General features: G+C 67.5%; 1 protein-coding gene. It reads left to right on the top strand.

Translation table 11 applies throughout. The features are described 5' to 3' along the window. Nucleotides 1-1,107: 1,107 nt before the first annotated feature. The gene (locus tag SCA03_RS34670) at nucleotides 1,108-1,944 is read left to right on the top strand and encodes a helix-turn-helix domain-containing protein (RefSeq protein WP_086818376.1); all 837 of its coding nucleotides are present in this window, start codon (nucleotides 1,108-1,110) and stop codon (nucleotides 1,942-1,944) included. The last annotated feature ends 41 nt before the right edge of the window (nucleotides 1,945-1,985 follow it).

Genomic DNA, 1,985 nt, shown 5'->3' with positions numbered 1-1,985 from the left:
TTGGACCGGATGACCGTCTTCATGGCTTCTCTCCTTCAGGGAGCAGGGACTCCCTCGCTTTCCCACCGCCGTGGCGTAGGTGCGCTCGTGTGCGGCGAAGTACCGGCGCGCCCAGGTGTTTTTCTCGCCGTCGGGCCGGCCTTCCCGCCGGTGTACGTGTCGGCAGTCGAAGAGGGGGAGCGGCCCCACCGGGTAAGCGGTCGTCCCGTGGCTCCTGTGATCCGGCCGGAGGCCGGCGGGGCTCGGCCGGCGTGGCAGTCCGTACGGGCCACACCGACAGCGTGTACCGGCAGTCCACGTCCTGAACGGCGACCAGAAGCGGTTCCCCGCCTTTGATGCGCTCGCGTGCGGCGCGCCGGTCCCCGTTGTCTGCACACCACATGCGAAGTCCGGTGGGGCCGTCCGGGGCGAGGTCGGTCGGTACTTCCCTGTACGGCTGCACCCACGGTGAGCGCCGCGGGTCGGGGTCGAGACGGTCTGCGATGCGTAGCGCTTCGCCGCGGAGCCACCGGAGCGCGAGCATCGGCGAGATGGTGCGGAACGTCCCCAGGACGTACTGCGCCATCTGTCCGGTGCCGTGGACAAGGCCCTCGGCACGTACCTCGCACCAGTAGCCCGTCGGCTGCGTGCTGCCGTTCATGCCGGGCCCCCGGGCCACAACGCATATGTGATCGGTCCGGTGTCGGCGTCCGTGTTCGGTCTCAAGTGCCGGTGGGAGAACGCGAACCGTCGCCGCGTGCGGGTGGTCACAGCAGCTCACCCCGGCTCCGTGCGTTCGCCCGGGCGGTTTCGGCGCGCAGGCGCTCCGCCGGGGTGGCCCGTCGCACGTCCTTGGGATCGACCTTCCACGCAGACCCGCCCGCCGGGGGACGCAGTGACCAGAGCCCCGCGCGTTCCCCGCGGAACTCGCCGATCCGGTCCCGATCGTCCGCCAAGAGCGTTCCGAGTGCCGGCGTCTGCGGCGTTTTCCGACGGCTTGCGGGGGGTTCCCTACCGGTCACGGCCGTTCCTCTCCGTAGTGACTCCACTACCAGGGCGGCCCAGAGTGACCTAGGGTGAGGACCCATTCAACTTGTCAGACGCGCACGGAGAGTTGGTGGCGGCCCTGTGAACCTGAAGGAGTTGGATCCGGACAGTTCTCCGCAGGCAGCGTTCGGGGCGCGGCTACGCACGTCACGAGAGGCACGAGGCTGGAAACAGGAGCAGTTGGCGCAGCGCATGGGGTACTCCAGTACACATGTGTCCGCTGTCGAAACCGGTCGCAAGATGCCAACTCTGCGGTTCGCGCGCAGTGCTGACCGTGCCCTGGACATCGAGGGCACGGAAGACACGTTCGAGCGCCAGTGGCGCGAGATCCGCCACGGCAGTTTGCTGGAGGGCTTTCCCCAGTTCGTCCATCACGAGGGACGCGCGGCGGAGATCAGGCTGTACGAAGTCGGCGTCATTCCGGGACTGCTCCAGACGCCGGAGTACGCCACGGTTCTCGCCGACAGCGCCGTCAAGCGGGGAGCGATCACACAGGAGCATGCAACCGAGCGGGTCGCCCTCGTCGCGGAGCGGCAAGCCTCACTCCACCGGAAGCCCCCACCCTTGGTCCTCGCGGTGCTGGACGAGAGCTGCATCCGCCGACCGATCGGTGATCCCACCATCATGGGTGCGCAGTTGGCACGTTTGATCGAGTTCGCCGAGCTGCCGAACACCATGCTCCAGATCGCGCCGTTCAGCATGGGGGCTCACCGCCCGCTCAGCCTGCCGGTCACCATCCTGACGATGTCGAACCGCTCGCTGATGTCCTACGCCGAGTCCGCCCAGCGGGGTCATCTCGAAAGGGACGGCAAGTTCGTGTTGCCCATCCTGACGGCCTACCATCAGCTACAGGCCGATGCCTGCTCGAAGACGGAATCTGTGGCCATAATCAACCAGTTGCGAAAGGGCGCCTCGTGACGACCGAATCCCCCCGTTGGTACAAGTCCTCCTACAGCGAG

Source organism: Streptomyces cacaoi (assembly GCF_006539165.1).
Lineage (GTDB): Bacteria > Actinomycetota > Actinomycetes > Streptomycetales > Streptomycetaceae > Streptomyces > Streptomyces cacaoi.
This window is presented reverse-complemented; position numbering and strand designations above follow the sequence as displayed.